General features: G+C 48.2%; 16 protein-coding genes. 4 read left to right on the plus strand and 12 right to left on the minus strand.

What is annotated here, in order from left to right; all coding sequences use genetic code 11:
• Positions 1-79: 79 nt before the first annotated feature.
• Positions 80-1,423: a diguanylate cyclase domain-containing protein gene (locus tag AWU56_RS09560; protein WP_286682369.1), complete on the plus strand. Its 1,344-nt coding sequence runs from the start codon at positions 80-82 to the stop codon at positions 1,421-1,423.
• Here AWU56_RS09560 and AWU56_RS09565 read toward each other — a convergent pair.
• Positions 1,420-2,049 (minus strand): DUF502 domain-containing protein, encoded by a 630-nt coding sequence (locus AWU56_RS09565; RefSeq protein WP_286682370.1) that lies wholly within the window; start codon positions 2,047-2,049, stop codon positions 1,420-1,422. The genes AWU56_RS09560 and AWU56_RS09565 overlap by 4 nt on opposite strands.
• A 118-nt stretch (positions 2,050-2,167) precedes the next feature.
• Here AWU56_RS09565 and AWU56_RS09570 point away from each other — a divergent pair, with 118 nt between their 5' ends.
• The gene (locus AWU56_RS09570) at positions 2,168-3,022 is read left to right on the plus strand and encodes an NAD(P)-dependent oxidoreductase (RefSeq protein WP_286682371.1); all 855 of its coding nucleotides are present in this window, start codon (positions 2,168-2,170) and stop codon (positions 3,020-3,022) included.
• Positions 3,023-3,043: 21 nt separating this feature from the next.
• Here the strand turns inward: AWU56_RS09570 and AWU56_RS09575 are convergent, their stop codons facing one another.
• Positions 3,044-3,898 carry a DMT family transporter gene (locus AWU56_RS09575; RefSeq protein WP_286682372.1) on the minus strand — a complete coding sequence of 285 codons (855 nt, stop codon included), beginning with the start codon at positions 3,896-3,898 and terminating at the stop codon, positions 3,044-3,046.
• Positions 3,899-4,007: 109 nt separating this feature from the next.
• On the opposite strand from AWU56_RS09575, the gene AWU56_RS09580 reads away from it, so the two are divergent.
• Positions 4,008-4,919: a LysR family transcriptional regulator gene (locus AWU56_RS09580; protein ID WP_006955038.1), complete on the plus strand. Its 912-nt coding sequence runs from the start codon at positions 4,008-4,010 to the stop codon at positions 4,917-4,919.
• Between the two features lie 3 nt (positions 4,920-4,922).
• Here AWU56_RS09580 and AWU56_RS09585 read toward each other — a convergent pair whose 3' ends face one another.
• The 9 genes from AWU56_RS09585 to AWU56_RS09625 form a co-directional block, all read right to left on the minus strand.
• On the minus strand, positions 4,923-6,173 hold the full coding sequence (locus tag AWU56_RS09585) for a hypothetical protein (RefSeq protein ID WP_286682373.1): 1,251 nt from the start codon (positions 6,171-6,173) through the stop codon (positions 4,923-4,925).
• A 154-nt stretch (positions 6,174-6,327) separates the two neighbouring features.
• Positions 6,328-7,680 (minus strand): sensor domain-containing diguanylate cyclase, encoded by a 1,353-nt coding sequence (locus AWU56_RS09590; protein WP_286682374.1) that lies wholly within the window; start codon positions 7,678-7,680, stop codon positions 6,328-6,330.
• Between the two features lie 67 nt (positions 7,681-7,747).
• The gene (locus AWU56_RS09595) at positions 7,748-8,227 is read right to left on the minus strand and encodes a PA2404 family protein (RefSeq protein ID WP_286682375.1); all 480 of its coding nucleotides are present in this window, start codon (positions 8,225-8,227) and stop codon (positions 7,748-7,750) included.
• 1 nt (position 8,228) lies between these two features.
• Positions 8,229-9,377, minus strand: a complete 1,149-nt coding sequence (locus AWU56_RS09600; RefSeq protein WP_286682376.1) for a PepSY-associated TM helix domain-containing protein — start codon at positions 9,375-9,377, stop codon at positions 8,229-8,231.
• Between the two features lie 97 nt (positions 9,378-9,474).
• Complete coding sequence (locus tag AWU56_RS09605) at positions 9,475-11,325, minus strand: methyl-accepting chemotaxis protein (RefSeq protein WP_286682377.1); 1,851 nt, start codon at positions 11,323-11,325, stop codon at positions 9,475-9,477.
• 102 nt (positions 11,326-11,427) lie between these two features.
• Complete coding sequence (locus AWU56_RS09610) at positions 11,428-13,737, minus strand: bifunctional diguanylate cyclase/phosphodiesterase (RefSeq protein WP_286682378.1); 2,310 nt, start codon at positions 13,735-13,737, stop codon at positions 11,428-11,430.
• Positions 13,738-13,845: 108 nt separating this feature from the next.
• The gene (locus AWU56_RS09615) at positions 13,846-14,385 is read right to left on the minus strand and encodes a response regulator transcription factor (RefSeq protein WP_286682379.1); all 540 of its coding nucleotides are present in this window, start codon (positions 14,383-14,385) and stop codon (positions 13,846-13,848) included.
• Positions 14,358-15,410: a sensor histidine kinase gene (locus AWU56_RS09620; RefSeq protein ID WP_286682380.1), complete on the minus strand. Its 1,053-nt coding sequence runs from the start codon at positions 15,408-15,410 to the stop codon at positions 14,358-14,360. The genes AWU56_RS09615 and AWU56_RS09620 overlap by 28 nt, the downstream gene beginning before the upstream one ends.
• A 38-nt stretch (positions 15,411-15,448) precedes the next feature.
• Positions 15,449-17,557, minus strand: a complete 2,109-nt coding sequence (locus tag AWU56_RS09625; protein WP_286682381.1) for a TonB-dependent receptor — start codon at positions 17,555-17,557, stop codon at positions 15,449-15,451.
• A gap of 264 nt (positions 17,558-17,821) precedes the next feature.
• On the opposite strand from AWU56_RS09625, the gene AWU56_RS09630 reads away from it, so the two are divergent.
• A complete protein-coding gene (locus AWU56_RS09630; RefSeq protein ID WP_006955048.1) occupies positions 17,822-17,989 on the plus strand; it encodes a hypothetical protein in 168 nt (55 codons plus the stop codon).
• Here the strand turns inward: AWU56_RS09630 and AWU56_RS09635 are convergent, their stop codons facing one another.
• On the minus strand, positions 17,990-18,856 hold the full coding sequence (locus AWU56_RS09635; protein WP_006955049.1) for a LysR family transcriptional regulator: 867 nt from the start codon (positions 18,854-18,856) through the stop codon (positions 17,990-17,992).
• Positions 18,857-18,923: the final 67 nt, after the last annotated feature.

Below are 18,923 nucleotides of genomic sequence, written 5' to 3' on the forward strand. Positions count from 1 at the left end.
TTTGTAATAAAGGCATCAGTCGCAGTTTTAAACGTATGCTTCAAAATAATCGAAACTTGGGTGAGCATTTGGTGCCGGTGTGAAGAAACAGCAGTACATAGTTAGTATCATCATTTTTATTGTCTACATGCTCGCCGTGATACAAGCGACTGATATCATCGTCGGTTTGTTAAAAGAGCGTGAGCAGACCAAGCAAAACGAGCGGCTACGCGAAGTGGTCTCGTTGGCAAAATCAAAGTTAGAAGCCGAACTTTTTCGCGATGTATTCTTGGCCGATAGCCTCGCCACCGTTATCACCATTGACCCCCAGATTGCGATTGATAATTGGACCTCGCTTGGTAAAAAACTGATGAGCAAGTCGACTCATGTTCGGAACGTGGGTATTGCGCCTAATGACGTCATTTTATTGAATTACCCACCCAAAGGTAACGAGAAAGCGATAGGGCTTGATTTTAGAACCGTACCTAAACAGTACCGAACGGTGCTTAAGGCGCGCCAATTACAAGACGTGTTTCTATCTGGGCCATTGGAGTTGGTGCAAGGTGGGATGGCGGTGATTGCTCGATTCCCCGTTTTCAACGACTATCCCGAAAATAAGGACTACTGGGGCAGTATCAGTGTTGTTATCGACTACCAATCGCTCATGCGTGTGTCGGGCTTTTCTGCGTTGTCTAACGCGCCTATTGCTATTCGAGGTGTTGATGCAGAGGGGGACAACGGCGAGGTGTTTTTTGGCGACAAGCAGATTTTTCAAAATGCCGACTTCACAACCTCGATTAATATCCCCAATGGTGAGTGGGTTGTCGGGGCCCAGTTTGATCGCGGTGTTCCTTTAAATCTCTCTCGACAGCTGTTGGCACTGCGTATTGGTTTGATTTCACTGGGTTTACTGATTTTCGCCGCCGTTTTTGCCTTATGGCGTTCATATCGCGTGGTGCGTCGATTTGCGCACGAGGATGAACTGACCGGCTTGTATAACCGTCGATATACGATGAACCACTTAAATCAGCTGACTGCAGACAGTTATAAACGTCAGTCGTTTGCCGTATTGAATATCGATTTAAATGGTTTTAAAGCAGTCAATGATACCTACGGGCATGAAGCAGGCGATCAATTGCTTAAGTTGGTCGCTAACGAAATTTTGAATGGCGTGCGTATGACCGATGTAGTTGCAAGAGTTGGGGGCGATGAATTTATTGTAATTATGCATCGTGTAAAGCATGAGGATAGCGCACAACGTCTCGCTGATTGCTTGCGCCAAAAAATTGAACATCGCGTTTTACATTGGGGCACGGCGACGATTCAACCCTCACTGAGTATTGGCGTAGCTGTTTTTAATGCATCCGAACACACAGTTAAAGATGTTTTGATTCGCGCTGATGAAGCGATGTATCGGGACAAAGCTCAGCAACGAACCTCTTAGTCATTTTCATCTGATTTGAAGTTGCCCTGACTCTTGCCAAGCCCCGCGCTGATTGTCAATTGCAGGGCGTCAGCCGGCTTCATATCGATCGATTGAACGCACTCTTTTGGCACCATAATCATATAGCCACCGACGTTGTAAGCCATTGGTAGGAATACGGCAACGTGGTCGTCTGGCATGATATTCACTAACTTATCGTTTTTGTCCTTGGCTTTTTTATCACTGCGTTTGGTGACGATACCGATCAGTTGCATTTTACTGCCCGGCATCGTCACTAGCACGACCGACTCATCGGCAAAGTCTTTGCCCTGCATCATATCGAACACATCGTTAATGGTGCCGTATAGGTTGCGTAGCAGGGGCAACTTATTCATCAACTTACCTGGTAATTGCCAAATGGACTGCAAAAATGACCATTGCGAGGTAAAGCCAATGAGTACTGCAAGTAATAGAAAGCTAGCGAACGCGAGCCCCGGAAAGTAATAGCTCTCGCCTAACAAGGCTTTCCAAATCGGACTCAACCATGTCTCCACTGTGACGAGCAACCAACGCGCTAACATGATGGTGACAATAATCGGTAGCAAAATGGCTAACCCTTTGAGGAGGAATTGGAAAATACGTTTCATAATTGGGTGACTTCCTTAATTTGTAGACCATTCGATACTAATGGCTAATCAAAATCGTTCGTTATACGTAGTACACTGACACTACTTAGCTCGTTTTGGCAAATATTAAGGTGTAAATATGACACAGATTGCATTTTTAGGCTTAGGTGCGATGGGTATTCGCATGGCGCAGCATCTCATTGATGCAGGACATTCTTTGACGGTTTGGAATCGCACTGAATCCCGAGCTAAGCCGTTGCTTGAACAAGGCGCGCAATGGGCTGATACGCCGGCTGAGGCAGCACAAGGCGCCGAACTCGTGATTACGATGGTGCGTGATGATGATGCCTCTGCAGCGGTTTGGTTGGATGAGCAAACCGGCGCTTTTAAAGGTATGAGCGACAATGCGATAGCGATTGAGAGCTCTACTTTGTCAGTGGACTGGGTAAAAGAGCTGGCACAGCAGGCTCAACAACGCGGTAAACAATTGATTGAGGCGCCCGTGTCAGGTTCGCGTCCGCAAGCACAGAATGCAGAGTTGGTCTATTTAGTGGGCGGTGATGCCCATTTGGTAAACCGCGCCGAACCTGTCTTGTCGCTGATGGGTAAAAAAGTCAATCACACCGGTGAGATGGGCTCCGGCGCACTTGCCAAATTAGTCACTAACACCTTAATGGGTATTCAAGTAACGACGATTGCAGAGTTGATTGGCATGCTCAAGCGACAAGGGCAAGACCCGGATGCGATCCTCGAGGCGGTATCGACGACACCGGTATGGAGCAAAACCGCAGGTATCGTGCGCAAATCCATGGTAAGCGAAGCGTACGATCCTCAGTTTCCGGTTGATTTGATTGAAAAAGATCTGGGCTATTGTTTGCAAGCAGCTGACCAAGTCGCACCGATGACCTCAGCAGCACGCACGGTGTTTAATGAGGCGCAAGAGCAACAGTTGGGCGAATGGAACATGACGGTGGTCGCCAAGCTGTATGAATAGCAGCTGTACCAGCGACTTCGGTTAAGAAGTCGCTGGTTTTTTCTGTAACGCCCAGCTTTGCCATATCAGTGGTGCAACAATCATCGCTGAGCCAATGTAAAAGTTAAGCCCTGGCTGTTCAGCGAAAAACACCATACCAATCGCAACGGCGCCAATCAGACCTGTATATTCGGCGCTGGTAACTTTTGCGCTATCGACCGCCCGATAAGCGTAGATACAGGTAGCAGCATAAATCATAATAAACAGTGTTGAGCCGGTGGCAAATAATATACGTTGCCATTCAAACGCTGCACCTTCCCAAATTGCCATCGCGATCCCGACTGGAAGCCCCAGCAGGTTGGTTAGGAACAAGGTCTGTAAAATACCGTGCTCGCGCGGTAGCTTCTTGATCAGTAGGTTATTAACGGCCAAGCTCCCCGCCACCAGTAACGCCGCGACGGCAAATGGGTTAAATTCAGTGGGGTTCACAATGACCAACACGCCCAGCATGCCGAGCCCGACAGTGACGGTACTGTGCCACGTAACGCGCTCTTTAAATGCCATGCGTGCGATGATGACCGTCAGCATGGGCGCTGCGTAAAATAACGCATTGGCAGTAGCAAGCGGCAGAGTGGTGAGTGACAGGACCATCAAGGCGGTGCCGAACAGCCAAATGTGCGCGCGCGCTGCATGCCAACGCAAACCTTTGGGTGCCAAGCTTTCGCCACGCAGTTTGATCAATGGTAGCAGGATGAGTACTGCACTGACTTGCCGTAATAAGACAAATTGAAATGGCGCATCGAAGCTGTCCAACATCTTAATCAGTGAGTCCGATAGAATCGCCACATTATTGCCTAACACCAACCACAACACTGCAGCAATTAACGCTTTATCCATGATGAACCCCCTGATGATTTGTTGAAGATGGGGTTAGGATAAAACGTGTTTGATATTATTAAAAATGATATTAAAATCTAGCAACTATGAATAATTTAGATATTAATGTATGAGTGTACCTTTTAGAGCGATCCATTATTTTGCCATGGTAGCTCGCCGTGGCAGCTTTTCTAAAGCCGCTGAAGAGTTATTCGTATCGCAAAGCGCCGTGAGTCACCAAATTAAACTGTTGGAGGAGCGGTTAGGGCAAGCTTTGTTTATTCGGAAAGGGCGACAACTGTTGCTCACCGCAGCGGGTGAAGCCTTTTACCAAAATATCGAGGAGCCGCTCGCGCAAATAGAGCGTGAGTTTTCGCAACTTCAGCACGGCGATGCAGGATTCGTGCGCCTTGCTTCTTATGGTTCACTGGCGGTTAAGTGGTTAATCCCAGCGGTTGATCGCTTCCGGCAACGCTACCCAAATGTGGATTTAACGCTAACCATGCTCACCGAAGATGGTGGGTTCGAACGCGCGTTAGCGGATTGCTTTATAACGACACAACCCCCTAAGAGCGGTTTTGAAGTGACCCACTTGTACGACGAATATTTATATCCGTATTGCTCTTACGACATTCGGGCGCGGCTAAACGATCTGCGCGACCCAAGTGCCTTACTCGCCTTTCCATTACTCTCAGCAACTTATACGTTTGCCCATGCAACGCCCGGCTATGATTGGAAAATGTGGTTCAAGCAGGGCAGTGTGCGATTACCCAGCAGTGCCAAGGTGCATCATTTTAGCCACTTATTGCTGGCAGCGGAGGCGGCTAAACATAGCCACGGTATCGCGCTATTGAATGAGTTTATGACGACCCAGCGGGAGCGTGAGCAAGAGTTAGTCAGGTTACCTATGCATGGACTTAAAACGGGGGACAGTTTTTATTTTGTGGTGCCGAGCACGCTTTCCAATCGCAGTTCTATTCAAGTTTTGAGAGACTGGCTTGTCGAGCTGTGTCAGTCGCAACAAGCCATCAGTGCACCGTAATGCTTAACGACGCATTAGGTCGGGCTGTGACTCCCAATCGATCTCTTTACCGAGCTCGTTGGTTGGAATTGAGTCACGCACAGCGAAACGTTTAGGTAACTCATGCGGTTCAAGCTTATCGGCAAGCCACGTACGCACTTGTGCGATCAACGTTTCTGCCTGACCTGAGCGTTGCTCTGGGTCGGCTATCAGCAGTGCTTTGAGGGAGTGGCTCTCTTGAGCATGATTAAGCCGCACCCGTGCATCACTGATATTGGGATGTTGACGGATTACGTCAGCGATAGCTTCTGGATGGACTGACTTTCCGCAGATTGAAAGTACCTCATCGTTGCGGTTTAGCGGCTCAAATAAGCCGGGGCCATGCCATTGAATGCTGTCGGGTAAATCAATGAGTTCGCGCGAGAGATTATCCATTAATTGTTCTTTGCCTTGCTTGATCCAGCGAGGCAACAGTTGGTAAGGCTGATTGGGGTCGTTACGAATACCAACGCCCCCAGTTTCGGTACTACCATAGACCTCGAATACACTGTTGAGTCCATTACGAGTCAGTGTGCTTAGTACTGCAGGTGCGCAGGGCCCCGTTGAGCAGACTGCATTGGCGGCTGGGGGAAAGGACGTGTCCATCTGTACAAACTGTTCAAAAGCGGCGGGAAACCCAATCAGCAGGTCATTGTTTTTAAGCTGCTGTGCTTGGGTCATTGAAAACGCCTTGAGGCCTCTTACGGCCGGTATATCCAGAAGTTCGGGTATGAGTACTGAAAAGATAAAACCGTAGATATGGTGCGGTGGTACAAAACTAACGACGCGCTCAATTTCGACATCATGACGCTTAATAAAATCGACGAAAAATTGCGCTTCGGCAAGCAACGCCATCCAATCATGGCGGTGATGTGACACCTGTGCGACCGAACCCGAGGAACAAAACGTAATATCGAGTCGATGATCTTCTCGACTCGTTTCTATTACCTCTGCCCATTGTTGCAGGGTTGAAAAACGCAACAGGTAATCTTCTAATCCACTGCTGTCGAGCTGAAAAAACTCAACGACGCGGCTAGCAATGGACATCCATTCAAACGAGTCAACGATGACTTCTTGTGCATCGCCCGTTGCTTTGCTGGCAAAGACTATTTGGGTGTTAGATTGCCACTGTCGACCTTTCCAAAGTTGTTCATCACCCATGCGCAGACGTCCAAGTTCATCGGCGATAATGGCACCGAGAATATCTACGATAGAGGAAGAGGTTAGTTTTGCCATCTTGTTATACTCAGTTAAAGCGCTTCTTATTGTTCGATTTTTTTTTGAACAACTTTAAAAAAGCTTGTTGAACTTACGATTTTTAAGAACGATTGAGTAATAGTTTAGTGAGTACTACGTTTTTTAGATCACAGAAGTTAAGAAAAAATTAATGTTAGTTCCAACGGCAGCAGTTTCGACCGTCTGATTTGCTTTGATAAAGCGCCTTATCAGCCCGTTTATACGCAAGGTTAAAGCTGTCTTGCTCTTGTAATTTAGTCACACCAATCGATACCGTCGTCGTAATGATTTCGTCATCATGTTCTATTTTTAGGTTTTCTATATTCTTACGAAGGCGCTCAACGACATTTGCGATATCGACTTTGTCGTCAGCGTGGATAAGTAACATGAACTCCTCACCGCCAACGCGGGCGCATACATCATCACTTCGTAGACTATCGGTGAACTCAATGGCGACCGCTTGCAATACACTATCGCCGGCATCGTGACCAAACTGATCGTTGAGCTGTTTAAAGTGGTCAATATCGACTAATACGCAGTAGTAATGGTTAAGGCGTTCACGATTTTGATAGACCAAACGCTCAAAAAACTCATTAATGAATAAGCGGTTACTGAGTCCAGTGAGGAAGTCGGTATAGGCGAGGCGATCTAACCTATCGGTTTTTGAGTTGTTGATAATCAACGTTTCGATGGCCGAGCAGAGGAGCCCCATGAGTTCTTTATCGAGATCGGTAAAGGGTGTGCCACGCGAGGTTTTGCTGGAAAAATTGAGCGTGCCCCACACTTTTCCGTTGATACGGATTGGTAAACCGAGATAGGTCTCTAATTGAAAAGCGGTATAGCAGGGGTGTCCGCTGAATTCCTTACTCGTTGAGGCGTGACGTGTGGCAATAACGTCACTCGCCGCCAAGGTGACCGAGCAGTAGGTATTACCGAGTTCAAACTGTGTGCCCGGCGGGATAGGGTCACCGGTGGACCACTCGTATTTTACGGTGTACTCATTATCAATCACGCGGCTAACGATGCCGATATCGGTATCTAAGTATTCACAGCCGAGCTTAAGTAACTTGTTAATACGCTCAGTGGGCAGCCCAACGGACTGTTTGTTCATTACGTCATGAACCGCTCGTAACACTTCGGAAGCCGATGCATAGTGGGTAACATCGTTAATAATTGCGAAGAAACCGTTTGTTTTTCCCGTACGTTGGTTTTGGTTGGGAACGTACTTGACCTCAAGTTGTAAAACGCGGCCATTACGTAGCGTGACTTTTTCTCGCAAGGATACATCCTCACCGGCCAAAACACGTGAGTGGATCTGCGAGATACGCTTGTAAGATTGCTCACCGAGCACTTCGGCGACCAACTTGCCTTTAAGCTCGTCGAGCTTGACGTCAAAAAACTGCTCATAGCGCTCGTTGACATATTGATACCGACGTTCGTTATCCACGAACGCCATCATAAAGGGGAGCGTATTCGCAAGTTTTTTAAACACACGGTCAATGCGCAACTCGATGACTCCACCAGTAAGTTATATGCGCAGAGTAATCAAAACGAGCGACGTTGGCTAGTCCAATTTATATCTGTTCGCCTATCCATTGTGGCGGTAATGACCAGGACTGAACGTGTTGACTGCCATCCCAGTTCTGCAGCGTCAGCCAGACCTTGTCGGACGCCGAAAAGTTTGGTGATGCGATCGCATGCACATGTTGTAAGCTTTCACTGCCATGCAAAATACCTACATCGTCTTGCTCGAGCTTGTTCAATGGCAATGGACGCGGGCCGATATTGATATAGGCTTGGCGAATGTTTTTAACGGCGCCATCATTGACCCAAACTGAAAAATCCTTCACCCAATCTTCATGGTGCGCGTAGGGTGGTTCATTGTTCATTGGCTGCAATGCCAGCTCAAGCTGCCCCACAGGTTTTGATTCCCATACTTCGGGAAATTCCGGTGGTTGTAACGACTCGTACAGAAAATAGATGGGGAGTATGAGTATCAGACCCGATAACTTGAATTTGTTACGATGCCAAAATGTATTCTTCAAACGTGCCATATCATGCTCCTTGCTCTGACAGCTTTTGCTCACGTTTAGCCGCTTTTTTAGCGCGCGCTGCCTGTACTATTTTTGAGCTCCAAATCATAAACCCTGTGATCGACATCGCTGACAAAATGAGACCGAAAACAAACCAAATCGCTTTGGTCCAGATACCGCCGATAGTGCCATAGTGCAATGGATCAACGACATGCATGACGGTTTGTAAGGTCGACATGTTGGCAGGCGAGTCGGCTTGCGCGACTTCGCCCGTCCATGGATTGATGGCTAAGCGGTAGGCATACTGATCATAGAAGATGAAGTCACCACCCCCCATGATTTTATACATATCTCGATTGTGCTCGGGCATCATGACATAACTGGGTTGTAGATCACTGAATTGTGCTTGGGCAATCTGCATAGCTTGGTCAAAGCTGACCTTTGGTTCTGTTGGCGCTTGACCTTGGGGAACGTCGTCGATATTCACGACCGGCGCATGGGGCTCAATATCAATATCGGCATGCCAAAGCACTTGTTGGGTGAAGTACCACAAGCCGGTCAAACTCATGATCATGATGAACCAGATAGACCATGCGCCTGCGTGTTTGTGTAAATCGGAGAGAATAGATTTCTTGCCTTGTTTCACGCGAATCTTGGGTTGGGTATACGCGCGCCAAAAGCGTTTGTAGATAACCAAGCCGCTGACTAAGGCGCCCATCATCACAAATGACATCGCTGATACAAGGTAGTAGCCGACGCTGTAGCTACTCTGCCATGGGAATAGTAACCAACCGTGTAATGACCGCATAAAGTTGATAAAGGTAATACCTTGATTGACTTCCTGCACTTGGCCTGTGTATTGGTTGACGTAAGCAATGCCCGCTGGGACTGAATCGGCAGAAAACATCACCGCATTGGTGAGGTAGGACTCGAATGTCATGACGGTGGTGATGTGTGCGGATGGATACAAGGCTTTAACCGCGGCGACGCGCTCGGACATGGCGATAGGGGCGAGGTCGTTCGGGTTTAAGGCGCGAGCGTTCTCGTTAAACAGCCAGGTTAACTCGTGGCTAAATACCGCAATGGTACCCGTGATACAGATAAAGCAAAACAAAACCCATATCGGTAACGAGCACCACCCGTGAAGTTTAAACCATTGCCTTTGCGTCATAGGGCATTCCATTATTCATTAACATGGCCTGAATGATATTGCTAATAAGAACAATTATCAAATGTATTTGGCTATATTAATGAAAAATGAGGAATCCCTAGTGACCCGAATCGCATTTAAATTGTGCAACGGAATCGCCTAACTCGCGTGCGAAGCGACTCAGTTGCTCGGCCGTCTCTGCATTGGTGCGTGCATCCGCCAAAATGTCATTGGTTGCGTCTTTGATGCGTACAACATTTTGCGAGGTGTCATCGACTACTTTTGACTGTTCCTCTACGGCGGTGGCAATGGATGCGGACCGATCGTTAACTTTAATTAACTGAGTATTGATGTCGGTAAAGAGCTCACCTGAACGAGTTGCTTCTTGGCGACTGTCAGCGCCGAGTTCGTTGCATTCTTCAAGTGAGCGCACAATAACGGACGTTTGCTCTGTCAGCTGTGTTGCTATTTGCTCAATTTCGTTAATTGACTCTTGGGTACGTTGAGCCAAGCTACGCACTTCATCGGCGACTACGGCAAAGCCTCGACCTTGCTCCCCAGCGCGTGCCGCTTCAATTGCGGCATTGAGTGCCAGCAAGTTGGTCTGCTCAGCGATACCATTGATGACCGCGACAATGTCTCTGATCCCTTGACTACGTTTCGCCAGTTCTGACGCGTGTTGGTTGCTGTTGGCAAGGCGCTCGGCCAAAAAGTTGACCTTTTCAACGGCTGAGTTAATCACACTGCGACCGGTTGAGGCTTGTTGCGCGATTTCATCGACTTGCTGAGCCGTACTCTCGGCATCCTCAGCGATGGTGTGCGCGGTTGAGCCGACTTCATTGACGGCGGCTGCGACCTGTTCGATTTCGCCGTTTTGCTGTTCTGTCTTGTTTGATGAATGGGAGACGGTGGCTGATAATTGCTGCGAAAGCTCACCGACATTGCTGCTTGTTTGTCGGATGTTTGCTATGACCCGTCTGAAGTAAGCGAGCAATTGGTTGACATGATCAACGGCCGCTCCAAATTCGTCATCTTGATGCTTATCGAGTTGTAGCGATAAATCATTCGTTGCTTGAATACGGCTGAGTTGTGACTTCAACGTTTGTAGTGGTTTATTGATTGACCGGGTCACCCAATACAACATCACGATCATCAGTGCGATAATCAATACAGTAATAGCGATAGGTAGCCATGTTGCCTGTCGTTGTTGTTGGAGCAGTTGTTTATTGAGATCGCGGCTTAATGCATTCAGTTCGCTATTTATGTCATTACCTTGCGCGCTGAGTTCACCTTTTAACCCCTCGGTTAGCGTGTAGCCGATTTTTCGTGATAAGTCAGCAAAGCGATTAAATTGCACTAAATAGCCTTCGACCTTGCTTTGGTCGCTTGTTGAGCCTGCCAATTGACTGTTAAGCTGCTTAGCAATTCGTGTCACTTTTACGACATAGCCATCCTCCCAACGCAGCATGAAGTCCTTTTCTGAGCGTCGAAGTTGAAGCAGGGTCACTAAGGTCTTGCTATCGTCGCGTTTGTCGAGCACCGCCTCAAGTTGGTGTGTCGCCTCGCGCAATGCACCGTAGGCGCCGAGTTTTCTTGTTAAACCGCGTTCTATCATCGCTTGCTCAAGCGCAGAAAAACGCTGTTGGTATTCACTTACGGCCGCCTCAATGCGTTCTAATAGGCTCAAGACTGTGGGGTAATCAACGGTCTGTTTGAGTTGTTTCAGAGTGTCTTGAATATAGCTAATTTGTTGCTTAGCTGATTCGCTGTATTTGAGGTCGCTATCGAGCAAAAAGTTTTTCTCGGCGATACGTAGCTCGCTGATGAGCCGACTGAGCTTTGCCTGTTGCTGATCGGCGTGGTTGATGGTTTTGATTTGAGCTTGGGAGAAAAGAAATATCCCCATTAACACGAGTAGGGCAACGATAACCCCGGTGCCGAGTAGGTATAACTTCTGCTTAATCGACATTGAAATTCCATTATCTGAGAGTGAACGACGCATGGCGATAGGTTTAAAGACGGATTATTTTATATCTATCGACCGTTCATTATAAGGATTTAAATGAACGTTTTATGACAAAATGGCGTTGTAGTTCAATTCTTCTAAGCTGACAGGCGGCGAAATGAGGTAACCTTGTATTAGGTGGCAGCCGAGTGCATGTAGGTGGTCAGCCTGTTCTTGAGTCTCGACACCTTCTGCCACTACGTCGCGATTGAAGCGTCGTGACAGGTAAATGATACTCTCGACGATCGCCTCGTCATTGGTATTTGGCTTGAGGTTGGTAATAAAACTGCGATCGATTTTGATTTCATCCACCGGTAAGCGTCTAAAGTACGTCAGTGAGGAATAGTGCGTACCAAAGTCATCGAGCGCGGTGCGATAACCGCACTCATGGCAACGGTTCAGTATTTCTACTGCTTCATCAAGATCGTCGATGGTTGTGGTTTCTAGTATTTCCAGCGTGATGCCATTGTTTCGCCCAGTGTTGGATTCTGCCATTGCTTCGAGACGACGCTTAAATAATTCACTCGTAAAGTAATCACCGCCGATATTCACGCTGAGATTCAGGTCTCGACCGGAACGCCGCCAAACGGCCTGTAACTGATGCGCTTCGTTAAGTACATAATGATCGAGCGCGATAGCCGCTTGTGAGCCCTCAACTTGAGGAATGAAGGCGCCGGGCATCAGTAAGCCGCGTTTTTTGTGACGCCAGCGACTCAGTACCTCCACACCGACCACAGTATTTGTGTTCATATCAAACTTGGGCTGGTAGACACATTCAATTTGTCGATCATCAATGGCGTACATGAGCTCTTTGATAAGTTCGATCTTGTGCTCTCGCGCCGATGCCTTTTTCGCATCGTGTATACTGACTTGGTTTTTACCTTCGCTTTTTGCTTGGTACATGGACTGATCGGCAAAACGGATGAGTTGGTCCGCATGCTGTGTATCATTGGGGTAAACCGCCACGCCCATGCTTGCTGACAAATTAATCATGATATCGTCGATGGCATAGGGTTGAGCAAGGGTATCGGTTATTTTTTGATAATCTGTGTCGTTCGCTGGCGCGTTAAGGACGATAACGAACTCATCTCCGCTGATCCGGGCAACAGAGTCTTGAGTGCCAATCAGGTGCTTGATACGTTTGGCAACTAACCTAAGTATTTTATCGCCGACTTCGTGACCGTAGTTGTCATTGATGGGCTTAAAACTATCCAAGTCGATGTAGCAGACTGAAAATTGACTGGGTTGTTGCCGGTGCGTCAGTGATTTGATTTCTTGATCGAGTTTGCGTCGATTGGGCAGTCCTGTGAGTTCATCGTGGTAGGCGGCATATTGCAAACTGACGGTAAATTGTTTACGTTCCTGCACCATACGGTTGCGCTCAATTAATACCCCAACGACAGAGATGAGCGCATGCAGTGAATCAACGAAGGTGCTGGTGTACTCGTTGATACCGTTGGCAAGGCCGATTAAACCCACCATGGTCTCGCCCGAATAAACCGGAATCCCGACGTAGTTTTTGATTGGCGGATGGCCGTAAGGTGTGCCGCCTGAACGACTGTCTTCGGTCGCGTTATTAGTAATGACGATATCGCCGGTTACAAGCGGTTTACAGAGTAAGTTATCGAGGTTTCGAAACTCAAGTCCATCGGTTTTGTTTCGCTCAAACAGCGCATTAGTTTCAGCACTCCAGGCAATGTTGGTGAGGCTATGTACCTTTAAGTAGGGTTGACTGTTATCTTCGTAGAGCACCTCGCCAATCAGTCCAAATGCGCTGGAGGTGAGTTTGAGTATGTCATCGAGCAGAATATCGAACGTCAGTTTGTCGTTATGACTGGTCAACAACAGGTGTTGTGCCTTGATGATGACTTCGTTGAGGCGACTCGGTTGAACGGTACCTTGAAGCGGCGCTTGTGAGCGGCGCATGATTTCATACTCGATCATGTGCACCAGATGGCGCTGGATCTTAAGCTCTTGGCTACTGATTGTGCGTGGCGCGCCATGAATGAGGCATAGTGTCCCGATGCGCTGACCATTGGGCGCGTGGAGTGCAATGCCACTATAGAAGCGAATGTATGGATAACCGGTCACCAACGGATTATTGACGAAGCGACTGTCAGTAAGCGCGTCGTTAATAATAAAGGGTTCGTCGCTTTGAATGGTAAATTGGCAAATTGAGATATCAACGGGTGTTTCGCATAGTGAAAGCCCGATTTTGGCTTTGAACCACTGTTGGTCATCATCGATGAGAGAAATTAAAACGATATCGGTGTTGAAGATAAGTTTGGCTAAGTAGGCGATATTATCGAAAGCGCGCTCCGAGACAGAGTTCATTAACCCGGTTTGATGTAACGTGAATGCACGCGACGATGACATAAATCACACCTCTAATACCTAGAATATAATAACTAGCGTATTTTTATATTTAGTGATTAACAAATATAAAACAAAATGCATAAATGTCTAGTCTAGTCGATTGTCGATTCAGCGACGCGGCGAAAGTTTTTGTAACTTACGTTGTAATGTGCGGCGGTGCATGCCCAATGTTTTGGCCGTGGCACTGATGTTGCCTTGGTGAGCGAGGAGGGTTCGCTGAATGTGCTCCCATTCGAGCTGTGCCGGTGTCAGCGTGGTCTGTTCTTCAACGTCGCTGTGATGATATGTTTGGTCAGGCATCAACCGTTGGATAAGCGCATTAAGTTCGATGGGCTTGGCTAGATAATCAGTCGCTCCGCGGCGCATCGCCTCAACGGTTGTGGCAATGCTTGCGTAGCCTGTCAGCATGATTAAGTGAGCGGGCGAGAAGTGATGGTTAAGTCGAGTAATTGCATCCAGACCTGATTCATCAGATAACATCATGTCGAGAATAATGCCGTGGCACGGCGTTGCCGTCTGCTCGGCGAGTGCCGCTTGCGTCGAGGCAAAGGCGAGTATCTCGAAACTCGTTTTTTGTGCCAGTCTGCGCTGTAACACACGACGATAACTCGCATCGTCGTCTATGATGATGACGGTAGCGTGATCCAAGTGATTACCTCATGGTTAACGTGTTCCCAGCGTAAAGTGCCGCCAAATTTCTCGAGCGTTGCATTGCTTATAATCGCGCCTGCGCCGTGCCCTTTACTGCTTGGTAGTAAACGTTGGCCGAGTTGCTCGAGGTTTTCTGTATGACCCGCATTACGGATTTCAATGAATACCGTGTTATTTTTATGGCTACACGAGACGCTAACGGGCTCATCATTGACACGTTTTTGAGCATCGCACGCGTTGACAATTACATTACTCAGCGCGGGTAACAACGTACGATCAGCATTGACTTTAAGTGTGTCAAGTTGCGCCTCGATATGCCAGTTGATTGCAACCTCGGGTCGCACCAACTGCATTAAATGTTGAATCTCTGACGCTAACTCACGCGCGTTCACCGCCACCGTGCGTTGGTGACGGACGTCATCAGTGACCTGTCGCCACTGTGTCAATTTGTGTGTTATGTGCGAGAGCTGTGCACTGAGATCGCTGAGCCACGCTGGCGTTGGTTGCGTTTTCTCTACCCCCTCCTCAAGTAACCATTGCGCCGCCTGTGTCGGGGTTGCCAGTTCATGGGTCAGTTGTGCTGCCGCTGTGCCTATGGCGAGTAGTTGCTCGTTTCGCAATTGTTTTTCGCGTAAAGCATGTAATTTTTCCTCTTGCTGGGCAAGACGATGGCGTAGATAAAACACCACCGTCATGATTAACACGCTGGTGATAGTAAAGCTGACTAACATGCCTTGCGCGTGAGCCAATAGCGCATGGCTGGTATCCATGTGAGTAAATTGCCACTGTGTCCATTGCGCGGCGATACTTAATCCGACGATGGCGACGGCACCTGCATGGGGTAGCCAAACACACGCCATGATGAGCGGAATTAACAACACCGCGCTGAATGGGTTGCTTGCGGCCCCGTTAAAGGCTATCAGTAAATTGAGCAGGACGATTTCAACGAGTAAGCACGCAAACATACCCAGCAATGATAGGCGGCGATTACGTAGCGCCGCCATATAGAGAAGCAAGATCATCAGTTATCTCGGTAACGCTTAGCAAGGTATCAGCTTACTTAAAATGTATAACGAACGCCAAAGTTAATTGAGCGTCCTGCGCCGGCCACATTCTCGAAGCCTTGAGTTTGTCCGGCCTTTTGCGCTGCGATGCTCACGCCGCCTAATGGTTGTCGATAAAATTCATCAAGTAGGTTGGTGATACCCAAGTTAAGTTGCCAGTTTGCTCGAGTATAGTTCACTTGCCAATCGACAACCTGATAGGCGTCGGTACGATTTTCGAGGCGCTGCTGGTCGACACGATCTTTCTGCTCAACGTGTTCAACGCGGACTGTTTGGCGCCAATGGCCCCACTGTTGACTCAGCTCGACGCGGATGGTGAGTGGTTGAATCTGATACAGCTCACGACCCGAGGCTTGCTCACCGTGGGTATATTTTGCGGACGAGCGTAACTGCCATTCATCGGCACCAAGTACCTGCGTCCAACGATATGCGTAGTGTGCACTGATACCTTTTAAAGTGGCATCGACATTGGTCATTTGCAGAATATTGCGCGCCGTGCTGGGTTGGGTGCCGCGATTAAATGTATCGATAACGTTGGCATCGATGTAGTCATCAACGCGTGAGTAAAAAGGACTGACACTGAATTGCCAGGCGTTGTTGGCATCGTCACGTTGGTAGGTTGCTTTTAATGTTGTCGCCGTTTCAGGTTGCAAGTCGATACGACCCACATAACCGTTACCATCGCCAAACCAGCCGATCATTGTCGTGGCCATGATACCGCGACCCCAGCTGTAACGTTCATATAAATTAGGTGCACGATTCTTTCGAGCGATGCCCAACTCCAAACTTTGCTGCGGATCGATGGTATATTTTGTTGCCAGGGTCGCATCGACTAAGTTATCTGTTTGCTCTCGGTCTGCCTGATTAAAGGCGGTTGCCGCCGTAGCGTCGACATTCGGCATCCCCATCATTGGACTGTCGTTGTAGGGTTGAACTTCGTCGGCATCGGTACGTACATGTTCAATGCGAATACCGGCATTCAACACCCAGTTGTCGGTGATCTCCGTATCAGAATCGGCGAATACGGCGATGCGCTGCCGTTGTCCATTGTTGATATTGATGTACGGATTTGGACCCATCATCATTGACCCCGCCAATGCCGGCCAGTAATCATCTAACTGGTAATCGAACAGTTCATGACCCAGCGTGATTTGACTGCTATATGCGCCTATCTGTTGCGTTGGCAAGTGCCAATGAAGTTTGTAACTGCGATCGGTGGCATCGGTCACCATTGGCATCATGCCAGGTTTTTCTGGGCTGAAGAAGCCCATCTCGTGTTCAACTGACTGCCAGTTAACATAGCCGGTCAGTTGGCCGCCTGTGGCGAGTTCACGCTGATATTGAATATGTGCGCCCAGACTTTGATTATCTGTCATATCCATGTATTGGTTGGGAAAGCCTTGATACGGGATCATTTGCGCTGTGATTTTGGTGCTCAGTTGTTGCTGACTATCGCGCCATGCCATCGTCAACGCATGATTTTGTGACTCATAAAGCGTATCGAGTACTTTATCTCCGTTGCCATCATCGTAGCTTTTTGACTGCTCGTAAGCGCCTTGATAATCGATAGACCAAGTGTCACTCGCCCAATGCGCACCGATACCGGCAAGCCATTGGTCACCGTTACTTTGATACTCACCCGCGACGTAACCGCGTTGCCAAGAGAGGCTTTCGGTATCGGCAAACTGTGCCCGCATTTGTTGTAAGTTGATAACGCCAGCGATGTTGTCGCCACCGCTGCGGACGGGGGTGAGCCCCGCAATCACTTGGGTTGATTTGACTTGGTTGGCGGATACATAAGATAGAGGAGGGTTCATTTGGTTGGCACAAGCCGCAGTGAGCTCTGCACCATCGATAATGACTTTGATGCGATCGCCCATCATGCCGTTCATCACCGGTAACGCCGAGACACCGCCTGCGGCCGAAAAGTCGACGCCTTGTTCGCTCAGTTGGCGCGATAAATTGCCTAGCGCATCGTGCGGCTCGTGACCTTTTATTTTTATGACTTCGGTGGGTGCGTCCGTTGTTTGCGCTGAACTGTTGAATATGGCGAGTGCCGAAATGAGATAAGCCGTTATGCGTGTCATTTTAAACGTCGATTGCATGATTAAGGTTTCCTAGCGTCACACGTAAATTTTTGACCTAGTTTACGTCTCGGATGGGATTTGACCATGCGACAAATTGTCGCACCTAGCCAATATGAGAGAGACGGTATGTTGGTAAGTACTCACCTTTACGAACCTTTTACGCGCAACCACCTTGTTGAATACCAATTCAAGACCTATTGTTGATACATCGCTGAACGGCTCGAGTGACCCCCCGAATAGCTCAGAGCCTTCGGCGAAATTCTTTAGGCTGAGGATAACGTGATGACTATCGATTGGACCTCAATAAACCGACAACTTGATGAGACATTAAAGGACAGAGCGCACATGCGTTATTGTCATTCTCCGAAGACGCGGAATATACAGCAACTATTGACCAAAGCTGAGTTGGAAGCGTTACGTCGTGAGTTTGTGCGTAATCGAACACGTTAATCAGTCATAGCGCGCCAACAGCCGACTGAGCCACGGATGTTGGAACGGTTGTTTAATGGTAATCGCATAAAACTGCTCGAATAGGTTGGGAAGCGTGACATAGCGTTGTAAGCGCTGACTATCAAGCTCGTCTTTCACCACAACATCAGGAATGACTGCAAGCGCACCACCATCGCGCGCTAATAATCGCAACATTGCCATATCGTCAGCCTCGGCTATCACGCGAGGTGCCCATTGATACTGAGTCGCTAGCATGTCGAACCCTGATCGCAACGGCGCACTCGTTGGCGGGAGTACCCAGGCGCGTTCCTTTAGTGCTGGATCGCTGAGTGATTGAATGGGTAAGCCTGGCACACCGATAATCGATACCGGCTGGCGCGCTAATAAACGGCTTTGCCAAATATCTTCATCATGACCCGCCACATCGGTATTTGCCAGTGCAATATCAATCCGATGTTCGGCAAGTTCGGTCAGCAACTGATGAGTCGACATTGAGTGTAAACGAAAGGGTTGCGGTGAAGGACTCATGAGCGACGCAATAAATTGTTCTACAAAGTTACGTGACATGGTCGATGCGTGTCCAATACGTACGACACTGGTTTGACTGGTCTTACCTTGTTTGAGTTGCTCGACCAAGCTTTGTCCTTCTGCGAAAATGCGATCGGCATATTGCTTAGCGATGTAGCCTGCTTGCGTCAGTTTTAATCGTCTCCCTTCGCGCTCAAATAGAGTTTGTCCGAGCCACTCCTCTAATTGCTTAATTTGACTGGATAGCGCCGATTGCGACACATGCAGTTGTTGCGCGGTGTGTGTCAAATGACCTGTTTTTGCGACCGACCAAAAGTAATACAGATGACGATAATTCATGGTGAGGGCAATCGTTCTTTTAAATAGAATAGTATAATAGTATATATCTATTTTACTTAATTATGAC

The sequence above is a fragment of the Idiomarina sp. T82-3 genome (genome assembly GCF_001577655.1).
GTDB classification, from domain to species: Bacteria; Pseudomonadota; Gammaproteobacteria; order Enterobacterales; family Alteromonadaceae; genus Idiomarina; species Idiomarina baltica.

Excerpts from the sequence above, each read along its gene's own strand:
- AWU56_RS09565 (WP_286682370.1), bottom strand. The coding sequence starts at position 2,049 with ATGAAACGTATTTTCCAATTCCTCCTCAAAGGGTTAGCCATTTTGCTA.
- AWU56_RS09570 (WP_286682371.1), top strand. The coding sequence starts at position 2,168 with ATGACACAGATTGCATTTTTAGGCTTAGGTGCGATGGGTATTCGCATG.
- AWU56_RS09575 (WP_286682372.1), bottom strand. The coding sequence starts at position 3,898 with ATGGATAAAGCGTTAATTGCTGCAGTGTTGTGGTTGGTGTTAGGCAAT.
- AWU56_RS09580 (WP_006955038.1), top strand. The coding sequence starts at position 4,008 with ATGAGTGTACCTTTTAGAGCGATCCATTATTTTGCCATGGTAGCTCGC.
- AWU56_RS09585 (WP_286682373.1), bottom strand. The coding sequence starts at position 6,173 with ATGGCAAAACTAACCTCTTCCTCTATCGTAGATATTCTCGGTGCCATT.
- AWU56_RS09595 (WP_286682375.1), bottom strand. The coding sequence starts at position 8,227 with ATGGCACGTTTGAAGAATACATTTTGGCATCGTAACAAATTCAAGTTA.
- AWU56_RS09600 (WP_286682376.1), bottom strand. The coding sequence starts at position 9,377 with ATGACGCAAAGGCAATGGTTTAAACTTCACGGGTGGTGCTCGTTACCG.
- AWU56_RS09605 (WP_286682377.1), bottom strand. The coding sequence starts at position 11,325 with ATGTCGATTAAGCAGAAGTTATACCTACTCGGCACCGGGGTTATCGTT.
- AWU56_RS09610 (WP_286682378.1), bottom strand. The coding sequence starts at position 13,737 with ATGTCATCGTCGCGTGCATTCACGTTACATCAAACCGGGTTAATGAAC.
- AWU56_RS09620 (WP_286682380.1), bottom strand. The coding sequence starts at position 15,410 with ATGATCTTGCTTCTCTATATGGCGGCGCTACGTAATCGCCGCCTATCA.
- AWU56_RS09625 (WP_286682381.1), bottom strand. The coding sequence starts at position 17,557 with ATGCAATCGACGTTTAAAATGACACGCATAACGGCTTATCTCATTTCG.
- AWU56_RS09630 (WP_006955048.1), top strand. The coding sequence starts at position 17,822 with ATGACTATCGATTGGACCTCAATAAACCGACAACTTGATGAGACATTA.
- AWU56_RS09635 (WP_006955049.1), bottom strand. The coding sequence starts at position 18,856 with ATGAATTATCGTCATCTGTATTACTTTTGGTCGGTCGCAAAAACAGGT.